We start from the raw sequence: 21,982 nt of genomic DNA on the forward strand, positions 1-21,982 counted from the left end.
AATACACCATTTTAATAATTGCTGTGACAAAACCTCGAATTTTACTCACCTTTAATATTATTGCCCACTAAGAATGTTTTAAAACATAATATATTCAATTTTTATGCCGTCCATTTATTGTAATATAGAAGGGAGTATTTACAAATTGGAGGTAGCATTATGAAGATGACGATCATTGTTATTGCTGTAGTAGTTATTTTTATTATTACTGGATTATTTTTAACAGCCGTCAACTGGGGTTATAAAGTAAAGCACACTGTAGACACGATTACACATGATGATTCCGAACAAATGAAAGAGGTGAAAAAATGAGCTTACCAATTGTTTTGATTATTATCGTAACGATTATGGGGATATTTGCATTCTCAATTATTTTACTTGCACGAAAAAACAACGTATCATTAAAGCAGACTATTGATGAAAAACCGATTCGAGCTTATAAAAATGGAGAACAAAAATAACAATGAAAAAACTTTTTATCGGATTCATTCGCCTGTATCAAAAATACTTATCGCCAATGAAGCCTCCATCATGTCGTTTCCATCCTACTTGTTCAAGCTATGGTATTGAGGCCATACAAAAGCATGGGGCCATTAAGGGAACATTGATGACCATTATCCGCATATTAAAATGTCAGCCACTTCATCCCGGCGGCTTTGATCCTGTGCCAGATAAATGGCCTTCGAAAAAAAATTAATTTTCGAAGGCTTTTTTTAATTGTATTTTACCCTTTTATCTTATATAATAGGTAATGTTTCAAAAATACAAATCGTAATTATTACTATTTAAGGGGTATATAGCGCATGAAAAAATGGTTTTTATTTATTCCACTATTAACATTATTATTAGTGGCATGTAATTCTAATGATGACACTACTTCTCCAACGCAATCAGAGGATACTTTATCTGTTTATACAACGGTATATCCGTTACAATATTTCGCAAAACGTATCGGCGGCGACTATGTGGATGTCACTTCAATTTACCCGGCTGGTGCAAATGAGCATACATTTGAACCAACGCAGAAAGATATGATGGCTTTAGCTGATTCAGATATTTTCTTCTACATTGGTCTTGGCTTAGAAGGATTTGTTGAAAATGCTAAGAAAACTTTGGCAAATGAGGACGTGAAGTTAGTACCTACTGCAGAAGGAGTAACGGAAGAACAGCTTCAAATTTCAACTGGGCATACACATGCAGAAGCCGAAGAAAGCGCTAATGAGCATGGTGAAGATGAGCACTCTGACGAAGAAGGACATGACGAGCACGCGGACACAGAGCATGATGCACATGTTTGGTTATCACCTGTTATTTCACAACAATTAGCATTAGCTATTAAAGATGAGCTTGTAGTTGCTTTACCTGAGCAACAACAAACATTTACAGCAAACTACAATGCATTAGTAGCAGACTTAACTACATTACATGCAGATTTTGAAAAAATGGCATCCGAAGCTACAACGAAAACTTTCTTTGTATCACATGCAGCGTTCGGTTATATCGCTGGTCATTACGGACTGACGCAAGTTCCTATAGCAGGCTTGAATTCTCAAAGTGAACCATCACAAAAAGAGCTGACGTCTATTGTAGATTTAGCAAAAAAAGAAAACATCGAATATATTTTCTTTGAGCAAAATATTTCATCAAATTTAACAAAAATTATTCAAAACGAATTGGGCGCAAAAACCCTCACATTGCATAACTTAAGTGTATTAACAAAAGAAGATATCGAAAATGAAGAAGATTACTTCACATTAATGCGTAAAAATATCGATGCATTAAAGCAAGCGTTAAACTAAAAAAGAGGGCTTTCACGTTATTGTGAAAGCTCTCTTTTTCAATTTATTTTGCTGCTACAAAAGTCTTTTTTGTTTGTTGAAACTGTTTTGCTGTAATTGCCGTTGATTCCAATGTTTTTAAGTTCATTAGATAATACTTCTTATCTTTTTCGTTCATATAATATAAGTTATTTTTAACCGTATATGCTTGCGTTGCTATATGAAAATTTTTATACTTTTCACTTTTAGCAACAGGGTATTCTGATTTTTCCCAACTATGCGTTGCTACAATTTGTTTGTCGGTTAACATGAAGTATTTATAGCGAACTTCATCTGCGTTATTACCGATTGGATCATCCCATGTTGGATCAACGTGGTACCATTGTTTATCAACGTTCACCAAAATCCATGCGTGACGCTCATTATTTGAATAGCCTTTCACATACTTAGCTTCAATTTTTAGCTCATCTAACATTTTTAACATTAATAATGCATAAGCCTGACATACACCTTTGCCTTCTGTTAAAAATGTATACGTACTATATTGGCTGTTTTTTGTGTTACTTGAATAGCTACCATTTAACACGATGTAGTCATGTACCGCTTTGATTTTTTCGACTTGTGTTGCATCTTTTTTAATGATATTTGGGAGAATTTTTTTTACTTCTGCTGTAACATGATTTTCTTTTTGCTTATTTGTTAAGTAATTAATTTTAAAAGTTAATGTGCCACTATTACCTTTATATTTCATTGCCAATTGCCATTTTGAGACATTCTCATAAATGTACGAATTATTTCTGCGAATTTCATCCATTACACTTTGTACAAGCGTTTTCATTTTTGAAAAATCACCATCATAAGCAAATGCAAAATCCGTATTATAATTACTTAATTCGCTTAAAATATCATTTTTTAACGTACGCTCGGTAGTAATGTTTTCTGCATATGCTGTTGTATTTCGCACTTCCCAAATCGATGTAGGTAAAACACTAAGTAACAGTATCACTATAAAAAATGGAGTAATTATTTTCTTCATATAAAAAACCTCCCCAAATTTTTATATTCAAAAAATCTATTCAATTTCTTATTACAAGTAATACCTTAATATTCAATGCTGTTTCAGCTTATTTAATTGCCTTCTAAGAAGTTTATTTGAACCATTTCTAGGTAAGTTATTTACAAAATATATTTTATTAGGTTTTTTATAGCTCGCCAGATTCATTTCACAAAAATTCATTAATTGTTTTTCTGTGACAGGCGCTTTCAATACAACAAATGCTACGGGTACTTGTCCCCACTTAGCATCTTCAACCCCACATACTCCTGCTTCCTTCACTGCTTCATGTGCTAATAAAACATTTTCAATTTCAGCAGGATATATATTTTCACCGCCAGAAATGATTAAATCACTGCGACGATCCACAACATATAAAAAGCCCTGTTCATCCAAATATCCCATATCGCCAGTATGAAGCCAGCCTTCGTTGGTCGTCAATTTATCTTTAAACTTCCCGATATACCGAGGCGTTACATGTGGGCCTCGGACTAAAATTTCACCGATACCCTCTTCATTAGGCGCATCAATTGTTATTTGATTAAAAAACAATGGCTTTCCTGCAGAACCAATCTTTAAAAACGCATCTTCACTTGCTAATGTAGATGTTTGTGAGGATGTTTCAGTCATTCCATACGTTTGAGCCACACATAAATGGAGCGATTGTGCACGCTGTAAGTAAGCTGCAGGAACAGGGCCACCACCAGCAAGCATCGTTGTAAATTTTTGATGTGCTTTTAAATTTGCTTGTTCCATTTCCGCTAAAATATTTTCGAGTGTTACAGCTACTACCGACATTTTCGTTACCGAGCCATTTGCAATTTCTTGTGCACAGGCTTGTGCATTGAATTTTTCATATAAACGTATTTTCATGCCATACAGCAATGAACGGACAATGATTGAAAAACCACTTATATGAAAAATCGGTACGGTGCATAGCCAAGCGTCTTGTTCAGTCAATCCTAAATTCAATGCTGAGCTGACCGCGCTTGCACTATGGTTACCTACTGTCTGACATACACCTTTTGGAAAACCTGTTGTACCAGACGTATACATGATCGTTAACGCAAAATCTTCGTTCCATTCCGACGCAATTTCAAATGGTTGTGGCTGGATTTTATGGAGCTCTGAAAACGATATTACTTTTACATTTGCTCCCAGTTTTTCAAGCTCCGAGTCTGCTACTAAAATTGCATCCACCTCTGCATCCGCAACTTGATAGCTCAACTCTTGCTTTGATAAACGACCATTTAGTAATACCATCTCACACTGTGCTTGCATACAGGCATATAACACTTCAATTAGCTTAGGCGTGGATGGTGCTAAAACAGCTACACGTTTCCCTTTTATAAGATGATATGCATTTAGTTTGTATGCTAGAATGACGGATTTTTCGTAGAGCTCCTTAAACGTCCACTGCTCATCATGAAAACTAACAGCAATTCGATTTGGTGTTAAATATGAACGTTGTTTTATCCAGTTTGGCTGCATTTAAATTCCTCCTTTATACAAAAAAAAGAGCACACCTAAGTATGCTCTTATCCTCAAAGTAACAAACGAATCAAGGGAAACGTGGGAATTGACCGAAGTCAGGTTGGCGCTTCTCTTTAAATGCGTCACGACCTTCTTTTGCTTCATCTGTTGTGTAGTAAAGAAGTGTAGCGTCACCAGCTAGCTGTTGGATACCAGCTAAGCCGTCTGTATCTGCGTTCATTGCTGCTTTTAAGAAACGTAGAGCTGTTGGAGACATTTGTAACATCTCTTCACACCATTTTACTGTTTCATCTTCAAGCTCTGCATATGGAACGACTGTGTTTACTAAGCCCATTTCAAGTGCTTGCTGCGCATCGTATTGACGGCATAAGTACCAGATTTCACGCGCTTTTTTATGACCAACGATACGAGCTAAGTAGCCTGAACCGTAACCAGCGTCGAATGAACCTACTTTTGGTCCTGTTTGACCGAAGCGAGCATTTTCAGCAGCAATTGTTAAGTCACATACTACGTGTAATACGTGGCCGCCACCGATTGCATAACCTGCCACCATTGCTACTACTGGCTTAGGAATTTTACGGATTAATGTTTGTAAATCTAAAACGTTTAAACGAGGAATGTTGTCGTCGCCTACATAACCACCGTTACCGCGTACTTTTTGGTCGCCGCCTGAGCAGAATGCATGCTCGCCTTCACCTGTTAAAATAATTACGCCAACGCGCTCATCATCACGTGCACGTGTGAAAGCGTCGATCATTTCCGCTGTTGTTTTTGGACGGAATGCATTGCGAACTTCTGGACGGTTAATCGTAATTTTTGCGATCCCGTTATAGAACTCATACTTAATGTCTTCATAAGTATGTAAAGTTGTCCAAAGACGTTGCTTTGTCATCGATAGTTCCCCCTATTTTTAATATGCTTATTATAAGCAATTATAAAGTATTTACTTAAGTTCTCATGAACAAAAGTTAAATCATTTCCTCTACTATTGTAGCAAACTTTAGAGGATTTTCCACATGAATTGCGTGTCCAACCGCTGGAATTGTGAGATGTTTTGCATGAATGAGCGAGTTTTGCATTTTTTGATTAAGCGCAACAAACTTTTCATCAAGCTCCCCAGTAAGCAAAGTGACGGCTATTGGCAATGTAGCTAAATCATCCCATAGGTTAGGCATGACACCTGTACCCATACCGCGCAGGCTATTTGCTAAACCGATTGCACGTTGCAGTAAGCGCTCGGTGCGAATTTCCTGCTGTACTTCACTTGTAAGTAATTTCTGAGAGGCAAAAAGTGGAATGCTCTCCCATTTATCTACAAAAGATACCATGCCGTTTTGCAAGATATTTTCAGCCAATTGGTCATCTGCTTGTTTACGTGCCACACGTTCTTCAGGTTTCTGTAATCCGGGAGAGGCGCTTTCTAGTAGTAACTGCTCAATCCTAACTGGGAATTCAACCGCATAACTTAAAGCTACTCGCCCCCCCATTGAATAGCCGAGCAATGTAAACTTTTGTAGATTTAACTGCTGAAATAGTGCATGCAACACATCAACTTGAAAGGCCATGGAATACGTCTCGATATTTTCAGGTGCAGATGTCCCACCATGCCCGATTAAATCAACCATGACACAGCGTATTGATTGTGGTAAAGCCTGTACAACATGCTGCCACGTCTTTGTACTGCCGGTAAAACCATGCAAGAGCACGAGCGTTTTTGTACCTTGTGGATTAACCTCCTCCACAAATACATTAATTCCATTTATAGCATATCGAGCCATTGTTCAATCACCTCGTTAATGCGTGTCCATAATGCGCGGTGTTCTTTTACATTTTCCTCACGATTTGTAAATACTTCGATTAATTTTAATGATTGCTGTTTTTCTGATGTTATCGTTGCTAAAAATTGTTCTTTAGATGTGACTTTCATATATTCCATATCATACATTGTTGCTACTTGCTCGAACGTCAATGCAGTCGGAGTACCGAATAATTCCTCATAATGCGCTTCTACTTTCGCTTGTGGTAAGTATGAGAAGATACCTCCACCATCATTATTTAAAACGATAACCGTTAGATCACAGTCTTGATAGCGACTTGCGACAAAGGCATTGGCATCATGTAAAAACGCTAAATCACCAATTAATAAATACATTTTACGATTCGCTCGACCATTACTAAAGCCAAGTGCTGTCGACGTGACACCGTCAATTCCGTTTGTACCACGATTCGCAAACACTTGAATATCATTATTCAGAACAGGTAAAAACGTATCAATATCACGAATTGGCATACTGCTACTAACAAAGATGTCTGAGCCTTCATGTAAGCTTTCTAGCATCAACTGAACATAGGCCCCTTCATCATTCGCTGTTTGACCATACTTCGCAATTACATCTGCCGCTAGTAAATCCGCCGTTTTCCAAAATTCAATATATGCAGGCTCTGTCTCAACATGGCTTATTTCGATTTCACTTAACCACTCACCAGGTAAGGCATGAATAAAGTGCGTCGAACTATGCGTTGAATCACGGAACATCGGGTCTTCATCGATCACGATGTAATGCAGCGGATTCGATTGTGCAATAAACTGCATTAAAAATTTGGATATAGGCTGTGCGCCAAAGCGAATAACTGTTTGCGGACGAACATTGCGTTTAAAGCGTTCGTTTTTCATTAACGCATCATATGTAGTAATCGCGAATACTTGGCAATCTTCTGGCACTTCGGTACGTAAATTCGATAAGCTTTCAATCATCACAGGCCATTTCAGCTCACGTACAAAATTCCATAGAGCCTTTGTATCTGTCCCTAGCGGTAGCTCGCCAACAATGATAATCCCGTTTTTCGTTTGCTCAATAATTGACGTAAATTCTGTTAGCGCTTGTTTGGATGGTGTTAGATCATTAGTAAAACTTTTAACAAAACTTGCACGCGGTAATTGCGTTTTAAAATCAATGACTAACGGCTCACGAAACGGGATATTTAAATGCACTGGTCCAAATGGTGCTGTCGTTGCAATCGTAACCGCACGTACAGTATGACGCTCAATATACGGCAAGGTTTGTGGTGCCTCATCCGGAATCGGGAACTCCGCCGACCATTTGACATTTTCACCATATAAACGGACTTGGTTAATCGTTTGCGGTGCACCGACTTCACGTAATTCATGTGGACGATCTGCAGTTAGTACAATTAATGGCACACGTGCATATTTCGCTTCAACAATGGCCGGATAGTAGTTGGCTCCTGCTGTTCCAGATGTACATAACAAAACAACGGGTTTTGCCGTCGCCTTTGCTAAACCTAATGCATAAAAACCAGCTGCGCGTTCATCAACTTGACGGTGCAAAGTAAGTTCTTTTGTTGAAGCAAAGGCATAGGCAAGCGGTGTTGAGCGCGAACCTGGACTGACAACAACTTGCTCCACCCCTGATGCAACAAGTGACGCGACAATTTGGTACACATAATTTGATAACACTTCACGTTCATTCATGCAATTGTCCCCCTAGAGCTCGTAGCATTGGTCTGAATTTCACGAGCGTTTCTTCGTATTCTGACTGCGGATTTGAGTCAGCAACAATGCCACCACCCGCGTATAGATAAGCTTTATCTTGCACAAGAGCTGCTGAGCGAATCGCAACTGCAAATTCCCCATTGCCATCTGCGTCTAACCAACCAATTGGTGCCGCATATAGCCCACGGTTCATCGGCTCATATTGACGTATAATGTGCATGGCCGCCTCACGGGGTACGCCACCTAGGGCTGGTGTTGGGTGTAAATGCTTCACAAGTTGTAAAATCGTTGCGTCGTCATTGAGTTGTCCTTCTACTGGTGTGTATAAATGCTGAATATCTCGGATTTTTAATAGCTTCGGTCCATTCGGAATTTTGACGTCACGACAATTTTTTTCAAATGTATCTGTAATCATTTCTACTACATAATGATGCTCACCACGATTTTTCGCATCATTTAGTAAGCTATTGCCCAACGCTTCATCTTGTTCGGCTGTTTGTCCGCGCTTAATAGACCCAGCAACACATGATGAAAACGCGCGTCCGTTATTTACCTTCACTAGACGTTCAGGTGATGCCCCGTAAAACAACATTTCCTCATGCTCCAAACCAAATAAAAAGCTTTCTGGCTGTTCATGTACCACATGCGATAAAATTTGTGGAGAAGTAATTGCTCCCTCAAATTGCAATGCTAAAGAACGCGCAATGACAACCTTTTGCGCCTCATTTGCTTTAATTAAAGTCGTTACTTGGTCAATTGATTGCAAATATTCTTCTTTAAAAGGTTCTGCATAGCTAATCATCGTTGGCTTCGTATAGGTTTTTACTTCTTTCACCTGTGCAGCATGAATCAGTTCGTCACGTTCTTTACGTAGCGTTTCAAATGTTTGTGCACTATTTGTTTCATTTGTAATTAGATTGATCGTTACAAACGCTTGATCATTACGAATAACTAATTGATGCGATGCCACTGTAAAATAGCTTTGTGGAAATTTCGCCCATTCACCAGCTACTTCGTTTTGTGGGTCAAATGTAAAACCACCAAACAAAATCGGTTGTAGGTGTTGGTCTTCTTGCACTATTTGACTTGTTAACTGTTTCCACTCGCTTTCCACATGGTCAAAACGCTTTGTTCCTTTATTATTTTCAATTTTATAGGCATGTCCTAAACCGACTAATGTGAATGTTTTCTCACGATTTTGCCAAAAATTACGTTTCCCTTTATATTTCGCCTCGCCTGCAGCAAAGAATGCCAGTGCCGATAAGCGACTAACTTCGATTGTTTCCATATAAAAAATTTGCTTTGAATTCGAGCCTACTTCGATTTCAGTGGCATTGTACCACTTGTGTTGCATGAAAATTCCCTCCGTCATGTTGCAAATTCACTAGTATGATGCAAGTTGCGTTTTTTATTTCAAAAACACGTTTTATCTTTTAAATATTTGCTCATTTCATTTGCGTTCGTTCTATAAATAATGCCTTTTCTATCATACCATTTTTCGTACGAACGTTACATGTATTCACACTCTCCTCTGTTCTTTTTGTTTCTTTTTCGATACAATAATGAAAGATTGTTTTCAAGTTAGGAGAGTTTTTACTATGACAAAAGTCATTGAAGCGGACAAAGGCTTTAAAGTTTGGTGGCATTTGACACGCCCTCATACATTAACCGCCTCTTTTGTTCCTGTACTTTTAGGAACAGCGATTGCCCTTGCAATCAATTATGAAACGATTAATTTTGGGCTGTTTTTGGCCATGCTTATCGCAAGCATGCTAATTCAAGCAGCAACAAATATGTTTAATGAATACTACGACTATAAGCTCGGTTTAGACAATGAACATTCCGTTGGTATTGGCGGGACAATTGTTCGTCATGGCGTAGCACCAAAAACGATTATGATTATCGCATTTACGTTTTACTTCATTGCGATGCTATTAGGAATATACATTTGTGCGATGACTTCTTGGTGGCTAGTTGCAGTTGGACTCGTATGTATGCTAATTGGTTATCTTTACACAGGTGGACCTTATCCAATTGCTTATTCTCCCTTTGGTGAGCTTGTATCAGGGGCAGTAATGGGAATGGGCATTGTGTTAATTGCATTTTTCATCCAAACAAAAGAGGTTACAATAGAAGCAGTCCTCATTTCAGTACCAAGTATGATTTTAGTTGGGGCGATTATGCTATCGAATAATATTCGTGACATCGTCGGAGATACGGAAGGCGGACGTAAAACGATGGCCATTTTAGCTGGGCGTCATAACGCAGTAACGATTTTAGCTACGTTCTTTATCGTTTCTTATTTATGGATTATCGCTTTAGTCATCTTCACCCCATTATCAGTTTGGGCATTACTTGTGTTATTAAGCATCAAAAAACCCATTCAAGCGATTAAATTATTCCGCGCAAAAGAAAAGCCATTAGAAGTTATGCCTGCTATGAAATATACGGCGCAAACAAATACGATTTTTGGTTTCCTTTTAGCAATTGGACTATTAGCTTCATATTTTTTATAACAACAAAAGCTGTTCAGGGCGTCTCTTATTACGCCTTGAACAGCTTTTTAACTTACTTCAGTAGAAAAAGTTGAACTCTAAAACAAGAGCTCCGAGCTGTAATTACTGCTTGTTCATATGAAATCCATCTTTGGCTATTAATCCATTATTGCCCTTATCGAGGTAATTAATTATTTCGCTTATAGTTTTGCATAAGCAACAATGGCATCATATAAAAATTGTGTCGCCCCTTGCCCAACGCGGCTATCATAATAATTTGTAAATCGCTCATCATAAATATACATTTGAGCCAAGCCAACATGCGCTTCTTTCGTATATTTCGCCCAATAAAAGCTTAACCAGCGTTTATGCAGTTCTGCAACTTCCATTGCAATTTCGGTTGCTGCATCACCGCTTGCTAACGCTTCCTTTAATCGAGCAAATAGTTGCTGCTCGAGCTGTTGTACTGCCTCATATTGTGCCTCTGTCATTTGCTTTAATTTATTATTGCTTGCTTTAACCATTTCCTCCCCATATTTCTCACGGATTTCTTGCCCGTAAGCTTGTTCATTATCTTCAATTAACTTATTTTTAAATGCTTCAAATTTTTGTTCATTTGTCATCGTTATTTCCCCTTCCATTGTTTGAATCGTTTTTTCAATTGTTTCAAGTAGACCATCTAAATAATTTCTCTTTTGCTCCAGTAGCGCCTGTTGATTTATTAACGCTTCTTTCACGTTAAAGTTATTATCCTCGAGCAACGCTTTAATCTGCTCTAACTTAAAATCCAGTTCACGATAAAACAAAATTTGCTGTAAGCGGTCAATATCACATTGATTATATTGACGGTAGCCATTTTGCTCTACCATTGAAGGCTTTAACAAACCAATTTCATCGTAGTATCTGAGTGTGCGTGCACTCACACCCGATAGTTTTACTAACTCATTAATAAGCATGTCATCACCCCTATGTAGTACTATAAAGTGTAACGTAACGTAAAGGTCAATACGAAATAATAATTTATTTTTGTACTTTTTTATACACTCCATTCTCTTATAAATAGAAGAGGAGAAAGGTAAATGAGTTACAAGTACCACAAGAGCTTGAACAACGCTTGCACAAAGCATTAGCAAAACAGCCAACAAACAGACCGAACATTTACAATTCTGAGGGATTTCGTCTTATATGCAGATGATAGAGCAATACCAGTAAATCAAAGTAGTATGCGCAGCTCATTACTTGGTAGCTATTCCATGGAATTATTATTCGATACGATTCCGCCTGACACAAAAAAACTCGAAATAAAGCTTGAACCATTTTATTCGAAAGAAAAAATCAACTTGGTTGTCCCATTAACACCTGTACTAGAAGGAATTATCGGCCCTAAAGAATTACAAATTTTAAGTATTTCTAAACAAAATGACTATACAGAATTAACCATTCGTTCCGAAGCAGATGTGATTTACGATAAGGTGACGCTCCAAACAACATAAGGCTCCGTACCATTGCAAACAACTAAAGGTTTTTACGATGACGGCAGCTCGACCCGCACTTTACTATTTGAAACAACAGATGAAGCAATTAAGCTAATGATAGAAAATATGTACTTCCTCGATCAACAAGACGATACAATCAACATCCCGTTTATCTAACAAAAGCACAGTCATGAAGTTGTTTATTTCATGACTGTGCTTTTTTATTTCATCAATGCTTGAAGCTTATCAGTAAATGGTTTTAAATAAATTTGAGGGAGTGCTTGCATATCAGCTAAGCTAATTTCCTGACTACCACTCACTTTTTCATCTCCCTGATAATAATAGCCTGTCACCAATGCACTAGTAATGGTGCCATTAGATAAATTAAAGAAATCCTGCAACCTCATATAATACATGCCATCTAATTCTTCTCGTTGAATTTGAAATGTATTCAATCCATTTGTTATTTCATAAATAAACACATTCGCAAACTCATAATCTTTAATATTTTCATTTTGTATCTTATAAGGAATGACCCCTAATGCTTTTAGATCTTCAAAAGCTATATTTATCCCCAATTCCTCATGCAGCTCTCTCACACCATCTAAAACCGTTTCTGTCGCTAATAAATGCCCTGCTGCTGTTATATCAAATTGATTTGGATAATCTTTTTTCAACTTACTGCGCAATTGTAAATAGATTATCCATTCATCTTCTATTTTTTCTATTACCCAGCACTGAAACACTTCATGCCAATAGCCCTTAGCATGTACTTCGTCACGTATTGCTTCACCAATCTTATGATAATGTTCATCAAAAATTGCCAAGCGTTCTATCATCTGACTCACCGCCTCTTTAATTATGCGTATTAAAAAACACTAAGTACTATTGAATGTACTTAGTGTTTTCTTGTTTTACTTATGTATGACCCGTACGGGATTCGAACCCGTGTTACCGCCGTGAAAGGGCGGTGTCTTAACCACTTGACCAACGGGCCGTGGCGGAGAATGAGGGATTTGAACCCTCGCGCCGGTTACCCGACCTACACCCTTAGCAGGGGCGCCTCTTCAGCCTCTTGAGTAATTCCCCTTAAATAAATATGGCTCCGAAGGCAGGACTCGAACCTGCGACCTGCCGGTTAACAGCCGGATGCTCTACCAACTGAGCTACTTCGGAACGTTTTATATGGTGGGCCTAAATGGACTCGAACCATCGACCTCACGCTTATCAGGCGTGCGCTCTAACCAGCTGAGCTATAGGCCCTCTTAAAAACTGGAGCGGGTGATCGGAATCGAACCGACAACATCAGCTTGGAAGGCTGAGGTTTTACCACTAAACTACACCCGCATATGGTGGGTTTGGACGGAATCGAACCGCCGACACTTAGAGCTTCAATCTAATGCTCTACCAACTGAGCTACAAACCCATAAAAAATGGCGGTCCCGACCGGGATCGAACCGGCGATCTCCTGCGTGACAGGCAGGCATGTTAACCGCTACACCACGGGACCATTTGGTTGCGGGGACAGGACTTGAACCTGTGACCTTCGGGTTATGAGCCCGACGAGCTACCACTGCTCCACCCCGCGATAATAAAAAACTCAATTATTCAATTAAAATGGAGGAGGTAGAGGGATTCGAACCCCCGCGCGGTGTTACCCGCCTGTCGGTTTTCAAGACCGATCCCTTCAGCCAGACTTGGGTATACCTCCGAGTTAAATATGTGATTACTGGTGGACCTTACAGGACTCGAACCTGTGACCGGACGGTTATGAGCCGTCTGCTCTAACCAACTGAGCTAAAGGTCCTTAAGATGGCTACCGAGGGAGTCGAACCCACGACCTTTCGGGTATGAACCGAATGCTCTAGCCAGCTGAGCTAGGTAGCCAGGATCTTTATTTTGGTTGTCTTTTATGGTGGAGCCTAGCGGGATCGAACCGCTGACCTCCTGCGTGCAAGGCAGGCGCTCTCCCAGCTGAGCTAAGGCCCCATTATAATGGTCGGAATGACAGGATTCGAACCTACGACCCCTTGGTCCCAAACCAAGTGCTCTACCAAGCTGAGCTACATTCCGTAATCTGGCGCGCCCGACAGGAGTCGAACCCATAACCTTTTGATCCGTAGTCAAACGCTCTATCCAATTGAGCTACGGGCGCGCTATACATATTAAAATAAAATGGTGCCGAGGGCCGGAATCGAACCGGCACGGTGATCACTCACCGCAGGATTTTAAGTCCTGTGCGTCTGCCAGTTCCGCCACCCCGGCATTTTTTGGAGCGGAAGACGAGGTTCGAACTCGCGACCCCCACCTTGGCAAGGTGGTGTTCTACCACTGAACTACTTCCGCAAAATGCTTAAGATATTTTTTATCTGACAGTTATGAAATTAAATGGTGCGGGTGAAGGGAGTCGAACCCCCACGCCTTGCGGCGCTAGATCCTAAGTCTAGTGCGTCTGCCAATTCCGCCACACCCGCTAAAGCAAATTACTGGTGAGCCATGAAGGACTCGAACCTTCGACCCTCTGATTAAAAGTCAGATGCTCTACCGACTGAGCTAATGGCTCTCTAAAATGGTGCCGGCGAAAGGAGTCGAACCCTCGACCTACTGATTACAAGTCAGTTGCTCTACCAACTGAGCTACACCGGCATTTTAGAAATGGTGGAGGATGACGGGCTCGAACCGCCGACCCCCTGCTTGTAAGGCAGGTGCTCTCCCAGCTGAGCTAATCCTCCTGGGTAATATTGTTACATTTCGTAAGTGACCTTTCTCTTAAGGACAAGATTTATAATATCAGTATTCATAAGAAAATGCAATGATTTTTTGAAAACTTTTTTAAAAAATATATTTTTTTCAAAAATCCCCATCAAATGACCTTGTTAACCAATGAAAACGATTTCTTAGTATATCGAAATTCTAATATGATTATCCATTTTTTTCAACAGTTGTTTTTCATTTTTATAAAAAAATTTATGCTCTTCGTTATTTAATTATATGTAAAAATTCGAAAAATACTGTTGGCTCAACTAGTAGATATAGATTCTTACCATAAGAATCTATATTTTTACATTAACCCAAATTCAAACACAACGAAATGTTATTTGCCCGTTTCGTTGTACTCTTTCCACAATCCCTAAAATTTCAGCATAATTAACATAGCCAATTACTTCCGAAAAAATAAGCGTAGGCATCGTATGCATTAAATTACCATAAAGAGCATTCGCCAGTTTTAAGACTGACTCATTGCCTTGTTCAATCTGTTTTGCAATTCGCTGCACTTTGTAATCAATCTTCGCGATATTTAATTGGGCTACCTCAGAAAAATTAGTAAATATCTTTTCATGACCAGCAAATACCGTTGAAATTAATAATTTCTGACATTGCTCAATTGATTGACGATGCTGTAATACTGTTGGAAGCAATAATTTCCTTGAATCAAAGTCAATTAATGCATTTGTCGACCCCTTTTCGATAATTAAATCTCCCGTAAACAACCAGCCTGATTCTTCATCATATAAAGTTATTGAGTCCAATGAATGCCCTGGCGTTTCCAAAACTTTTAATTCTCCAACATAATCATTTGCTTGAATTGGCTCAATCACAGACTTTATACGCAATCCACCAGCATCATTTAGTGTTTGCTTCATTTTCTCTATACGGGACGCCATAACATGTGTACAACCATAGTGTTCATATAGCTCTTCAAAAAATTGAATTTTAGTCTGCTGATAAGTTGTTGTCAATGCTAGCCTCTCTAATGCAAGTGGATGTGCGAATACCGGAATTTGCTTTTTTCCAATAATTTTATTGACCATACCAATATGATCAATATGGTGGTGAGTCAAAATGATTTGATCAATATCCATTATGTTTAAATCATATGCAGCAAGCTGTTCATCAAAAAACACTTCATATTCGGCTGAATCAATTCCTGCATCAATTAATGTTAGCTTATTTTGGTGTTCAAATAGGTAACAGTTAATATTATTCATTTGTCCGTATTTAACTGGATAAATAATTGGATATACTTTTTTAGTATTATATTCAAAAACTGCACTCACCTTTATGCCTCCTCTATTTCATCAAATTAAATCTATTATAATTTCTCGAATACTATTTGATTATTGAACAAAAATATATCATTTCAAAATATCTTTGAAGGGATACTTTTATGGCCGCGTTTACATCAATAATTCAGCCATTTGTATCAACTCAACTCTTACATAAATTCTGACCAAATTTTACACCTGTTGCTTATATTAAATATAACGGGCTGGAAGCCATATTATTTAACTACCCAAACTACAATGAAAATTACTATATTACAGTAGCTAAAACGGATCAATTTAACGCCAGGCATGCTGTTCTTATCCATGAACTATCTCATAGCTATTGGCTTACTTTCGGTGTAGCACGTTTTCCTTACGAATTATTGGACTTAAATTACTCTATATGTGAGAAAATCATTTTACTGCGTAATGAAGAACAAAAAGCACTATAAAAAGCACTCCAATATGGCTAACTCGCTACTACATATGATTTCATTGGTTTTAGAAAAGCCAGAATTTCTTTATTTCCTCAAGAAAAAAGTTATGAAGCAGCCTGAAAAACAATAGCAGATCCTACATACTATATCGAAAATAAGGCATTCAAGGACATTACAGCAAGTCAAAGGTGAATGGTATATTAAAAAAAGCTTATATGCTTAAACTGACGCTCTGGAAAGCTATATACATAATTCAAAAAATAATGTTATAAAGTAACCTGACTTTGAGCAATTTAACCAATCAATTGGTTAACAAATTATTTTTGCCGGTACTTTAACAGACGTAGCCCTTAATCCAATGAATATTATAAATCAATTCATCATTACTTTAACAAAATAATAAATGGTACCACGTCTTAAATAATTACACAGCTTATAAGAAAGACTTTTAAGTAAATAACTCGACTAGAGCATTTCAATATGGAGAAACTAATAATCAATTAATATTGATTACAAAAAAACGCTAAGCAAGGAAAATATGCTTAGCGTTTTCTTGTTTTACTTATGTATGACCCGTACGGGATTCGAACCCGTGTTACCGCCGTGAAAGGGCGGTGTCTTAACCACTTGACCAACGGGCCGTGGCGGAGAATGAGGGATTTGAACCCTCGCGCCGGTTACCCGACCTACACCCTTAGCAGGGGCGCCTCTTCAGCCTCTTGAGTAATTCCCCTTAAATAAATATGGCTCCGAAGGCAGGACTCGAACCTGCGACCTGCCGGTTAACAGCCGGATGCTCTACCAACTGAGCTACTTCGGAACGTTTTATATGGTGGGCCTAAATGGACTCGAACCATCGACCTCACGCTTATCAGGCGTGCGCTCTAACCAGCTGAGCTATAGGCCCTCTTAAAAACTGGAGCGGGTGATCGGAATCGAACCGACAACATCAGCTTGGAAGGCTGAGGTTTTACCACTAAACTACACCCGCATATGGTGGGTTTGGACGGAATCGAACCGCCGACACTTAGAGCTTCAATCTAATGCTCTACCAACTGAGCTACAAACCCATAAAAAATGGCGGTCCCGACCGGGATCGAACCGGCGATCTCCTGCGTGACAGGCAGGCATGTTAACCGCTACACCACGGGACCATTTGGTTGCGGGGACAGGACTTGAACCTGTGACCTTCGGGTTATGAGCCCGACGAGCTACCACTGCTCCACCCCGCGATAATAAAAAACTCAATTATTCAATTAAAATGGAGGAGGTAGAGGGATTCGAACCCCCGCGCGGTGTTACCCGCCTGTCGGTTTTCAAGACCGATCCCTTCAGCCAGACTTGGGTATACCTCCGAGTTAAATATGTGATTACTGGTGGACCTTACAGGACTCGAACCTGTGACCGGACGGTTATGAGCCGTCTGCTCTAACCAACTGAGCTAAAGGTCCTTAAGATGGCTACCGAGGGAGTCGAACCCACGACCTTTCGGGTATGAACCGAATGCTCTAGCCAGCTGAGCTAGGTAGCCAGGATCTTTATTTTGGTTGTCTTTTATGGTGGAGCCTAGCGGGATCGAACCGCTGACCTCCTGCGTGCAAGGCAGGCGCTCTCCCAGCTGAGCTAAGGCCCCATTATAATGGTCGGAATGACAGGATTCGAACCTACGACCCCTTGGTCCCAAACCAAGTGCTCTACCAAGCTGAGCTACATTCCGTAATCTGGCGCGCCCGACAGGAGTCGAACCCATAACCTTTTGATCCGTAGTCAAACGCTCTATCCAATTGAGCTACGGGCGCGCTATACATATTAAAATAAAATGGTGCCGAGGGCCGGAATCGAACCGGCACGGTGATCACTCACCGCAGGATTTTAAGTCCTGTGCGTCTGCCAGTTCCGCCACCCCGGCATTTTTTGGAGCGGAAGACGAGGTTCGAACTCGCGACCCCCACCTTGGCAAGGTGGTGTTCTACCACTGAACTACTTCCGCAAAATGCTTAAGATATTTTTTATCTGACAGTTATGAAATTAAATGGTGCGGGTGAAGGAGTCGAACCCCCACGCCTTGCGGCGCTAGATCCTAAGTCTAGTGCGTCTGCCAATTCCGCCACACCCGCTAAAGCAAATTACTGGTGAGCCATGAAGGACTCGAACCTTCGACCCTCTGATTAAAAGTCAGATGCTCTACCGACTGAGCTAATGGCTCTCTAAAATGGTGCCGGCGAAAGGAGTCGAACCCTCGACCTACTGATTACAAGTCAGTTGCTCTACCAACTGAGCTACACCGGCATTTTAGAAATGGTGGAGGATGACGGGCTCGAACCGCCGACCCCCTGCTTGTAAGGCAGGTGCTCTCCCAGCTGAGCTAATCCTCCTGGGTAATAACCTAGCGACGTCCTACTCTCACAGGGGGAAACCCCCAACTACCATCGGCGCTAAAGAGCTTAACTTCTGTGTTCGGTATGGGAACAGGTGTGACCTCTTTGCCATCATCACTAGATTAATTTGAAAGAATTATTCTTTCAAAACTGGATAAACGGTTCATTGATTTTCGTAAACATGTGGTTAAGTCCTCGACCGATTAGTATTCGTCAGCTACATGTGTCGCCACACTTCCACCTCGAACCTATCTACCTGATCGTCTTTCAGGGGTCTTACTTACTTGAGTAATGGGAAATCTCATCTTGAGGGGGCTTCATGCTTAGATGCTTTCAGCACTTATCCCGTCCACACATAGCTACCCAGCGATGCCTTTGGCAAGACAACTGGTACACCAGCGGTGTGTCCATCCCGGTCCTCTCGTACTAAGGACAGCTCCTCTCAAATTTCCTACGCCCACGACGGATAGGGACCGAACTGTCTCACGACGTTCTGAACCCAGCTCGCGTACCGCTTTAATGGGCGAACAGCCCAACCCTTGGGACCGACTACAGCCCCAGGATGCGATGAGCCGACATCGAGGTGCCAAACCTCCCCGTCGATGTGGACTCTTGGGGGAGATAAGCCTGTTATCCCCGGGGTAGCTTTTATCCGTTGAGCGATGGCCCTTCCATGCGGAACCACCGGATCACTAAGCCCGTCTTTCGACCCTGCTCGACTTGTAGGTCTCGCAGTCAAGCTCCCTTATGCCTTTACACTCTACGAATGATTTCCAACCATTCTGAGGGAACCTTTGGGCGCCTCCGTTACCTTTTAGGAGGCGACCGCCCCAGTCAAACTGTCCGCCTGACACTGTCTCCTACCCCGCTAAGGGGCATGGGTTAGAAGTTCAATACAACCAGGGTAGTATCCCACCGACGCCTCCTTCGAAGCTGGCGCTCCGAGATCTCTGGCTCCTACCTATCCTGTACAAGTTGTACCAAAATTCAATATCAAGCTACAGTAAAGCTCCACGGGGTCTTTCCGTCCTGTCGCGGGTAACCTGCATCTTCACAGGTACTATAATTTCACCGAGTCTCTCGTTGAGACAGTGCCCAGATCGTTACGCCTTTCGTGCGGGTCGGAACTTACCCGACAAGGAATTTCGCTACCTTAGGACCGTTATAGTTACGGCCGCCGTTTACTGGGGCTTCAATTCGCAGCTTCGCTTGCGCTAACCACTCCTCTTAACCTTCCAGCACCGGGCAGGCGTCAGCCCCTATACGTCACCTTACGGTTTTGCAGAGACCTGTGTTTTTGCTAAACAGTCGCCTGGGCCTATTCACTGCGGCTCTCTCGGGCTATACACCCTACCAGAGCACCCCTTCTCCCGAAGTTACGGGGTCATTTTGCCGAGTTCCTTAACGAGAGTTCTCTCGCACACCTTAGGATTCTCTCCTCGACTACCTGTGTCGGTTTGCGGTACGGGTACCTCCCACCTCGATAGAGGCTTTTCTTGGCAGTGTGAGATCAGGAACTTCCTCCATACGGAGTCGTCATCACAGCTCAATGTTAAAGTACGCGGATTTGCCTACGCACACACCTTACTGCTTGAACAGAGACAACCAACGCTCTGCTTACCCTACCCTACTGCGTCCCCCCATTTCTCAAACGGTGGGGAGGTAGTACAGGAATATCAACCTGTTATCCATCGCCTACGCCTATCGGCCTCGGCTTAGGTCCCGACTAACCCTGAGCGGACGAGCCTTCCTCAGGAAACCTTAGTCATACGGTGCATGGGATTCTCACCCATGTTTCGCTACTCATACCGGCATTCTCACTTCTAAGCGCTCCACCAGTCCTTCCGGTCTGACTTCAACGCCCTTAGAACGCTCTCCTACCACGCATACCAATGGTATGCATCCACAGCTTCGGTGAATCGTTTAGCCCCGATACATTTTCGGCGCAGCGTCACTCGACCAGTGAGCTATTACGCACTCTTTAAATGATGGCTGCTTCTAAGCCAACATCCTGGTTGTCTAAGCAACGCCACATCCTTTTCCACTTAACGATTACTTTGGGACCTTAGCTGGTGGTCTGGGCTGTTTCCCTTTTGACTACGGATCTTATCACTCGCAGTCTGACTCCCGTGTATAAATATCCGGCATTCGGAGTTTGTCTGAATTCGGTAAAGCGAGATGCCCCCTAGTCCAAACAGTGCTCTACCTCCGGTATTCTCAATCACGAGGCTAGCCCTAAAGCTATTTCGGAGAGAACCAGCTATCTCCAAGTTCGATTGGAATTTCTCCGCTACCCACACCTCATCCCCGCACTTTTCAACGTGCGTGGGTTCGGACCTCCAGTAAGTGTTACCTCACCTTCATCCTGGACATGGGTAGATCACCTGGTTTCGGGTCTACGACCACGTACTAATTCGCCCTATTCAGACTCGCTTTCGCTGCGGCTCCGTCTTCTCAACTTAACCTCGCACGTAATCGTAACTCGCCGGTTCATTCTACAAAAGGCACGCTATCACCCATTAACGGGCTCTAACTACTTGTAGGCACACGGTTTCAGGTTCTATTTCACTCCCCTTCCGGGGTGCTTTTCACCTTTCCCTCACGGTACTGGTTCACTATCGGTCACTAGGTAGTATTTAGCCTTGGGAGATGGTCCTCCCGGATTCCGACGGAATTTCACGTGTTCCGCCGTACTCAGGATCCACTCTGGAGAGAATGATTTTTTGGCTACAGGGCTTTTACCTTCTCTTGCGGACCTTTCCAAGTCGCTTCGCCTAAATCATTCTTTTGTAACTCCGTATAGAGTGTCCTACAACCCCAAAGAGCAAGCTCTTTGGTTTGGGCTCTTCCCGTTTCGCTCGCCGCTACTCAGGGAATCGAATTTTCTTTCTGTTCCTGCAGGTACTTAGATGTTTCAGTTCCCTGCGTCTGTCCTCATCACGCTATGTATTCACGTGTAGATACTATCCGATTAAAGATAGTGGGTTCCCCCATTCGGAAATCCCCGGATCAAAGCTTACTTACAGCTCCCCGAGGCATATCGGTGTTAGTGCCGTCCTTCATCGACTCCTAGTGCCAAGGCATCCACCGTGCGCCCTTATTAACTTAACCAAAAGTTAAACTTACTTAAAAAAGTAAGATTTTAAGGATATTGCACGATCAATTACTTGATCTATGTTTGTTTATTACTTATCAATGTCGTTTTATCCAGTTTTCAAAGAACAAGACAGCGAACTTCAATCACATCGTGACTAAGCTTCACTGAATTTGCTTCATGCAATCTTGCGACAAAAGCGCTAGCGGCAGGAGCA

16 protein-coding genes, 40 tRNA genes and 2 rRNA genes are annotated in these 21,982 nt (G+C 41.3%); 7 read left to right on the forward strand and 51 right to left on the reverse strand.

The window, feature by feature from the left end; translation table 11 throughout:
* Positions 1-159: 159 nt before the first annotated feature.
* The 4 genes from ytzI (at position 160) to O7776_RS14925 (ending at position 1,799) form a co-directional block, all read left to right on the forward strand.
* Complete coding sequence (gene ytzI / locus O7776_RS14910) at positions 160-312, forward strand: YtzI protein (RefSeq protein ID WP_274307801.1); 153 nt, start codon at positions 160-162, stop codon at positions 310-312.
* Complete coding sequence (locus O7776_RS14915; protein ID WP_241369535.1) at positions 309-461, forward strand: hypothetical protein; 153 nt, start codon at positions 309-311, stop codon at positions 459-461. The genes ytzI and O7776_RS14915 overlap by 4 nt, the downstream gene beginning before the upstream one ends.
* A gap of 2 nt (positions 462-463) precedes the next feature.
* Positions 464-697 (forward strand): membrane protein insertion efficiency factor YidD, encoded by a 234-nt coding sequence (yidD, locus tag O7776_RS14920; RefSeq protein ID WP_241369536.1) that lies wholly within the window; start codon positions 464-466, stop codon positions 695-697.
* Positions 698-803: 106 nt separating this feature from the next.
* The gene (locus O7776_RS14925; RefSeq protein WP_274307802.1) at positions 804-1,799 is read left to right on the forward strand and encodes a metal ABC transporter solute-binding protein, Zn/Mn family; all 996 of its coding nucleotides are present in this window, start codon (positions 804-806) and stop codon (positions 1,797-1,799) included.
* Between the two features lie 43 nt (positions 1,800-1,842).
* Here O7776_RS14925 and O7776_RS14930 read toward each other — a convergent pair whose 3' ends face one another.
* The 6 genes from O7776_RS14930 to O7776_RS14955 form a co-directional block, all read right to left on the reverse strand.
* Positions 1,843-2,814, reverse strand: coding sequence for a transglutaminase domain-containing protein (locus O7776_RS14930; RefSeq protein WP_274307803.1), 972 nt, complete (start codon positions 2,812-2,814; stop codon positions 1,843-1,845).
* A gap of 72 nt (positions 2,815-2,886) precedes the next feature.
* The gene (locus O7776_RS14935) at positions 2,887-4,323 is read right to left on the reverse strand and encodes an o-succinylbenzoate--CoA ligase (RefSeq protein WP_274307804.1); all 1,437 of its coding nucleotides are present in this window, start codon (positions 4,321-4,323) and stop codon (positions 2,887-2,889) included.
* Between the two features lie 70 nt (positions 4,324-4,393).
* Positions 4,394-5,218, reverse strand: coding sequence for a 1,4-dihydroxy-2-naphthoyl-CoA synthase (menB, locus tag O7776_RS14940; RefSeq protein WP_241369540.1), 825 nt, complete (start codon positions 5,216-5,218; stop codon positions 4,394-4,396).
* Between the two features lie 76 nt (positions 5,219-5,294).
* On the reverse strand, positions 5,295-6,104 hold the full coding sequence (gene menH / locus O7776_RS14945; RefSeq protein WP_274307805.1) for a 2-succinyl-6-hydroxy-2,4-cyclohexadiene-1-carboxylate synthase: 810 nt from the start codon (positions 6,102-6,104) through the stop codon (positions 5,295-5,297).
* A complete protein-coding gene (gene menD / locus O7776_RS14950) occupies positions 6,086-7,819 on the reverse strand; it encodes a 2-succinyl-5-enolpyruvyl-6-hydroxy-3-cyclohexene-1-carboxylic-acid synthase (protein ID WP_274307806.1) in 1,734 nt (577 codons plus the stop codon). The genes menH and menD overlap by 19 nt, the downstream gene beginning before the upstream one ends.
* Positions 7,812-9,194: an isochorismate synthase gene (locus O7776_RS14955; protein WP_274307807.1), complete on the reverse strand. Its 1,383-nt coding sequence runs from the start codon at positions 9,192-9,194 to the stop codon at positions 7,812-7,814. The genes menD and O7776_RS14955 overlap by 8 nt, the downstream gene beginning before the upstream one ends.
* Positions 9,195-9,438: 244 nt before the next feature.
* Between O7776_RS14955 and O7776_RS14960 the strand changes: the two genes are divergently transcribed.
* Positions 9,439-10,356 carry a 1,4-dihydroxy-2-naphthoate polyprenyltransferase gene (locus O7776_RS14960; RefSeq protein WP_274307808.1) on the forward strand — a complete coding sequence of 306 codons (918 nt, stop codon included), beginning with the start codon at positions 9,439-9,441 and terminating at the stop codon, positions 10,354-10,356.
* A 179-nt stretch (positions 10,357-10,535) separates the two neighbouring features.
* On the opposite strand, the gene O7776_RS14965 is transcribed toward O7776_RS14960, so the two are convergent.
* Positions 10,536-11,291, reverse strand: a complete 756-nt coding sequence (locus O7776_RS14965; RefSeq protein ID WP_274307809.1) for a MerR family transcriptional regulator — start codon at positions 11,289-11,291, stop codon at positions 10,536-10,538.
* A 297-nt stretch (positions 11,292-11,588) separates the two neighbouring features.
* Between O7776_RS14965 and O7776_RS14970 the strand changes: the two genes are divergently transcribed.
* Both O7776_RS14970 and O7776_RS14975 read left to right on the forward strand, forming a co-directional pair.
* Positions 11,589-11,828: a hypothetical protein gene (locus O7776_RS14970; protein WP_274307810.1), complete on the forward strand. Its 240-nt coding sequence runs from the start codon at positions 11,589-11,591 to the stop codon at positions 11,826-11,828.
* 12 nt (positions 11,829-11,840) lie between these two features.
* On the forward strand, positions 11,841-11,987 hold the full coding sequence (locus O7776_RS14975; RefSeq protein WP_274307811.1) for a hypothetical protein: 147 nt from the start codon (positions 11,841-11,843) through the stop codon (positions 11,985-11,987).
* 44 nt (positions 11,988-12,031) lie between these two features.
* On the opposite strand, the gene O7776_RS14980 is transcribed toward O7776_RS14975, so the two are convergent.
* The 44 genes from O7776_RS14980 to O7776_RS15195 form a co-directional block, all read right to left on the reverse strand.
* Positions 12,032-12,649: an NUDIX hydrolase gene (locus tag O7776_RS14980; RefSeq protein WP_274307812.1), complete on the reverse strand. Its 618-nt coding sequence runs from the start codon at positions 12,647-12,649 to the stop codon at positions 12,032-12,034.
* Positions 12,650-12,735: 86 nt separating this feature from the next.
* A tRNA-Glu gene (locus O7776_RS14985) sits at positions 12,736-12,807 on the reverse strand.
* A 1-nt stretch (position 12,808) separates the two neighbouring features.
* Positions 12,809-12,899: transfer RNA gene (locus O7776_RS14990), tRNA-Ser, on the reverse strand.
* An 11-nt stretch (positions 12,900-12,910) separates the two neighbouring features.
* Positions 12,911-12,986, reverse strand: a tRNA-Asn gene (locus O7776_RS14995).
* Positions 12,987-12,996: 10 nt separating this feature from the next.
* Positions 12,997-13,073 (reverse strand) — tRNA-Ile (locus tag O7776_RS15000).
* A 10-nt stretch (positions 13,074-13,083) separates the two neighbouring features.
* Positions 13,084-13,157 (reverse strand) — tRNA-Gly (locus O7776_RS15005).
* Positions 13,158-13,160: 3 nt separating this feature from the next.
* A tRNA-Phe gene (locus tag O7776_RS15010) sits at positions 13,161-13,236 on the reverse strand.
* 8 nt (positions 13,237-13,244) lie between these two features.
* Positions 13,245-13,320, reverse strand: a tRNA-Asp gene (locus O7776_RS15015).
* 3 nt (positions 13,321-13,323) lie between these two features.
* Positions 13,324-13,398 (reverse strand) — tRNA-Met (locus tag O7776_RS15020).
* Between the two features lie 30 nt (positions 13,399-13,428).
* Positions 13,429-13,521: transfer RNA gene (locus tag O7776_RS15025), tRNA-Ser, on the reverse strand.
* Between the two features lie 19 nt (positions 13,522-13,540).
* Positions 13,541-13,617, reverse strand: a tRNA-Ile gene (locus tag O7776_RS15030).
* Positions 13,618-13,623: 6 nt separating this feature from the next.
* Positions 13,624-13,697, reverse strand: a tRNA-Met gene (locus O7776_RS15035).
* 26 nt (positions 13,698-13,723) lie between these two features.
* Positions 13,724-13,799: transfer RNA gene (locus O7776_RS15040), tRNA-Ala, on the reverse strand.
* Between the two features lie 7 nt (positions 13,800-13,806).
* A tRNA-Pro gene (locus O7776_RS15045) sits at positions 13,807-13,883 on the reverse strand.
* A gap of 5 nt (positions 13,884-13,888) precedes the next feature.
* A tRNA-Arg gene (locus O7776_RS15050) sits at positions 13,889-13,965 on the reverse strand.
* A gap of 21 nt (positions 13,966-13,986) precedes the next feature.
* A tRNA-Leu gene (locus O7776_RS15055) sits at positions 13,987-14,075 on the reverse strand.
* Between the two features lie 6 nt (positions 14,076-14,081).
* Positions 14,082-14,156: transfer RNA gene (locus O7776_RS15060), tRNA-Gly, on the reverse strand.
* A 43-nt stretch (positions 14,157-14,199) separates the two neighbouring features.
* Positions 14,200-14,284, reverse strand: a tRNA-Leu gene (locus tag O7776_RS15065).
* Positions 14,285-14,297: 13 nt separating this feature from the next.
* A tRNA-Lys gene (locus O7776_RS15070) sits at positions 14,298-14,373 on the reverse strand.
* Between the two features lie 7 nt (positions 14,374-14,380).
* Positions 14,381-14,456, reverse strand: a tRNA-Thr gene (locus O7776_RS15075).
* 10 nt (positions 14,457-14,466) lie between these two features.
* Positions 14,467-14,542 (reverse strand) — tRNA-Val (locus O7776_RS15080).
* A gap of 345 nt (positions 14,543-14,887) precedes the next feature.
* Positions 14,888-15,868 carry an MBL fold metallo-hydrolase gene (locus O7776_RS15085; protein WP_274307813.1) on the reverse strand — a complete coding sequence of 327 codons (981 nt, stop codon included), beginning with the start codon at positions 15,866-15,868 and terminating at the stop codon, positions 14,888-14,890.
* A 994-nt stretch (positions 15,869-16,862) separates the two neighbouring features.
* Positions 16,863-16,934, reverse strand: a tRNA-Glu gene (locus tag O7776_RS15090).
* A gap of 1 nt (position 16,935) precedes the next feature.
* Positions 16,936-17,026 (reverse strand) — tRNA-Ser (locus tag O7776_RS15095).
* A gap of 11 nt (positions 17,027-17,037) precedes the next feature.
* A tRNA-Asn gene (locus tag O7776_RS15100) sits at positions 17,038-17,113 on the reverse strand.
* A gap of 10 nt (positions 17,114-17,123) precedes the next feature.
* A tRNA-Ile gene (locus O7776_RS15105) sits at positions 17,124-17,200 on the reverse strand.
* 10 nt (positions 17,201-17,210) lie between these two features.
* Positions 17,211-17,284, reverse strand: a tRNA-Gly gene (locus O7776_RS15110).
* A 3-nt stretch (positions 17,285-17,287) separates the two neighbouring features.
* Positions 17,288-17,363, reverse strand: a tRNA-Phe gene (locus O7776_RS15115).
* Positions 17,364-17,371: 8 nt separating this feature from the next.
* A tRNA-Asp gene (locus O7776_RS15120) sits at positions 17,372-17,447 on the reverse strand.
* Between the two features lie 3 nt (positions 17,448-17,450).
* A tRNA-Met gene (locus O7776_RS15125) sits at positions 17,451-17,525 on the reverse strand.
* A 30-nt stretch (positions 17,526-17,555) separates the two neighbouring features.
* A tRNA-Ser gene (locus O7776_RS15130) sits at positions 17,556-17,648 on the reverse strand.
* A gap of 19 nt (positions 17,649-17,667) precedes the next feature.
* Positions 17,668-17,744 (reverse strand) — tRNA-Ile (locus O7776_RS15135).
* A 6-nt stretch (positions 17,745-17,750) separates the two neighbouring features.
* Positions 17,751-17,824: transfer RNA gene (locus tag O7776_RS15140), tRNA-Met, on the reverse strand.
* Between the two features lie 26 nt (positions 17,825-17,850).
* Positions 17,851-17,926, reverse strand: a tRNA-Ala gene (locus O7776_RS15145).
* 7 nt (positions 17,927-17,933) lie between these two features.
* A tRNA-Pro gene (locus O7776_RS15150) sits at positions 17,934-18,010 on the reverse strand.
* 5 nt (positions 18,011-18,015) lie between these two features.
* A tRNA-Arg gene (locus O7776_RS15155) sits at positions 18,016-18,092 on the reverse strand.
* A 21-nt stretch (positions 18,093-18,113) separates the two neighbouring features.
* Positions 18,114-18,202 (reverse strand) — tRNA-Leu (locus O7776_RS15160).
* Positions 18,203-18,208: 6 nt separating this feature from the next.
* Positions 18,209-18,283, reverse strand: a tRNA-Gly gene (locus tag O7776_RS15165).
* Positions 18,284-18,326: 43 nt separating this feature from the next.
* A tRNA-Leu gene (locus tag O7776_RS15170) sits at positions 18,327-18,410 on the reverse strand.
* A 13-nt stretch (positions 18,411-18,423) separates the two neighbouring features.
* A tRNA-Lys gene (locus O7776_RS15175) sits at positions 18,424-18,499 on the reverse strand.
* A 7-nt stretch (positions 18,500-18,506) separates the two neighbouring features.
* Positions 18,507-18,582, reverse strand: a tRNA-Thr gene (locus O7776_RS15180).
* 10 nt (positions 18,583-18,592) lie between these two features.
* Positions 18,593-18,668: transfer RNA gene (locus tag O7776_RS15185), tRNA-Val, on the reverse strand.
* Between the two features lie 9 nt (positions 18,669-18,677).
* A 5S ribosomal RNA gene (gene rrf, locus O7776_RS15190) occupies positions 18,678-18,793 on the reverse strand.
* Between the two features lie 61 nt (positions 18,794-18,854).
* A 23S ribosomal RNA gene (locus O7776_RS15195) occupies positions 18,855-21,782 on the reverse strand.
* Positions 21,783-21,982: the final 200 nt, after the last annotated feature.

Origin of the sequence: Solibacillus daqui (assembly GCF_028747805.1) — a bacterium.
Classification (GTDB): domain Bacteria; phylum Bacillota; class Bacilli; order Bacillales_A; family Planococcaceae; genus Solibacillus; species Solibacillus daqui.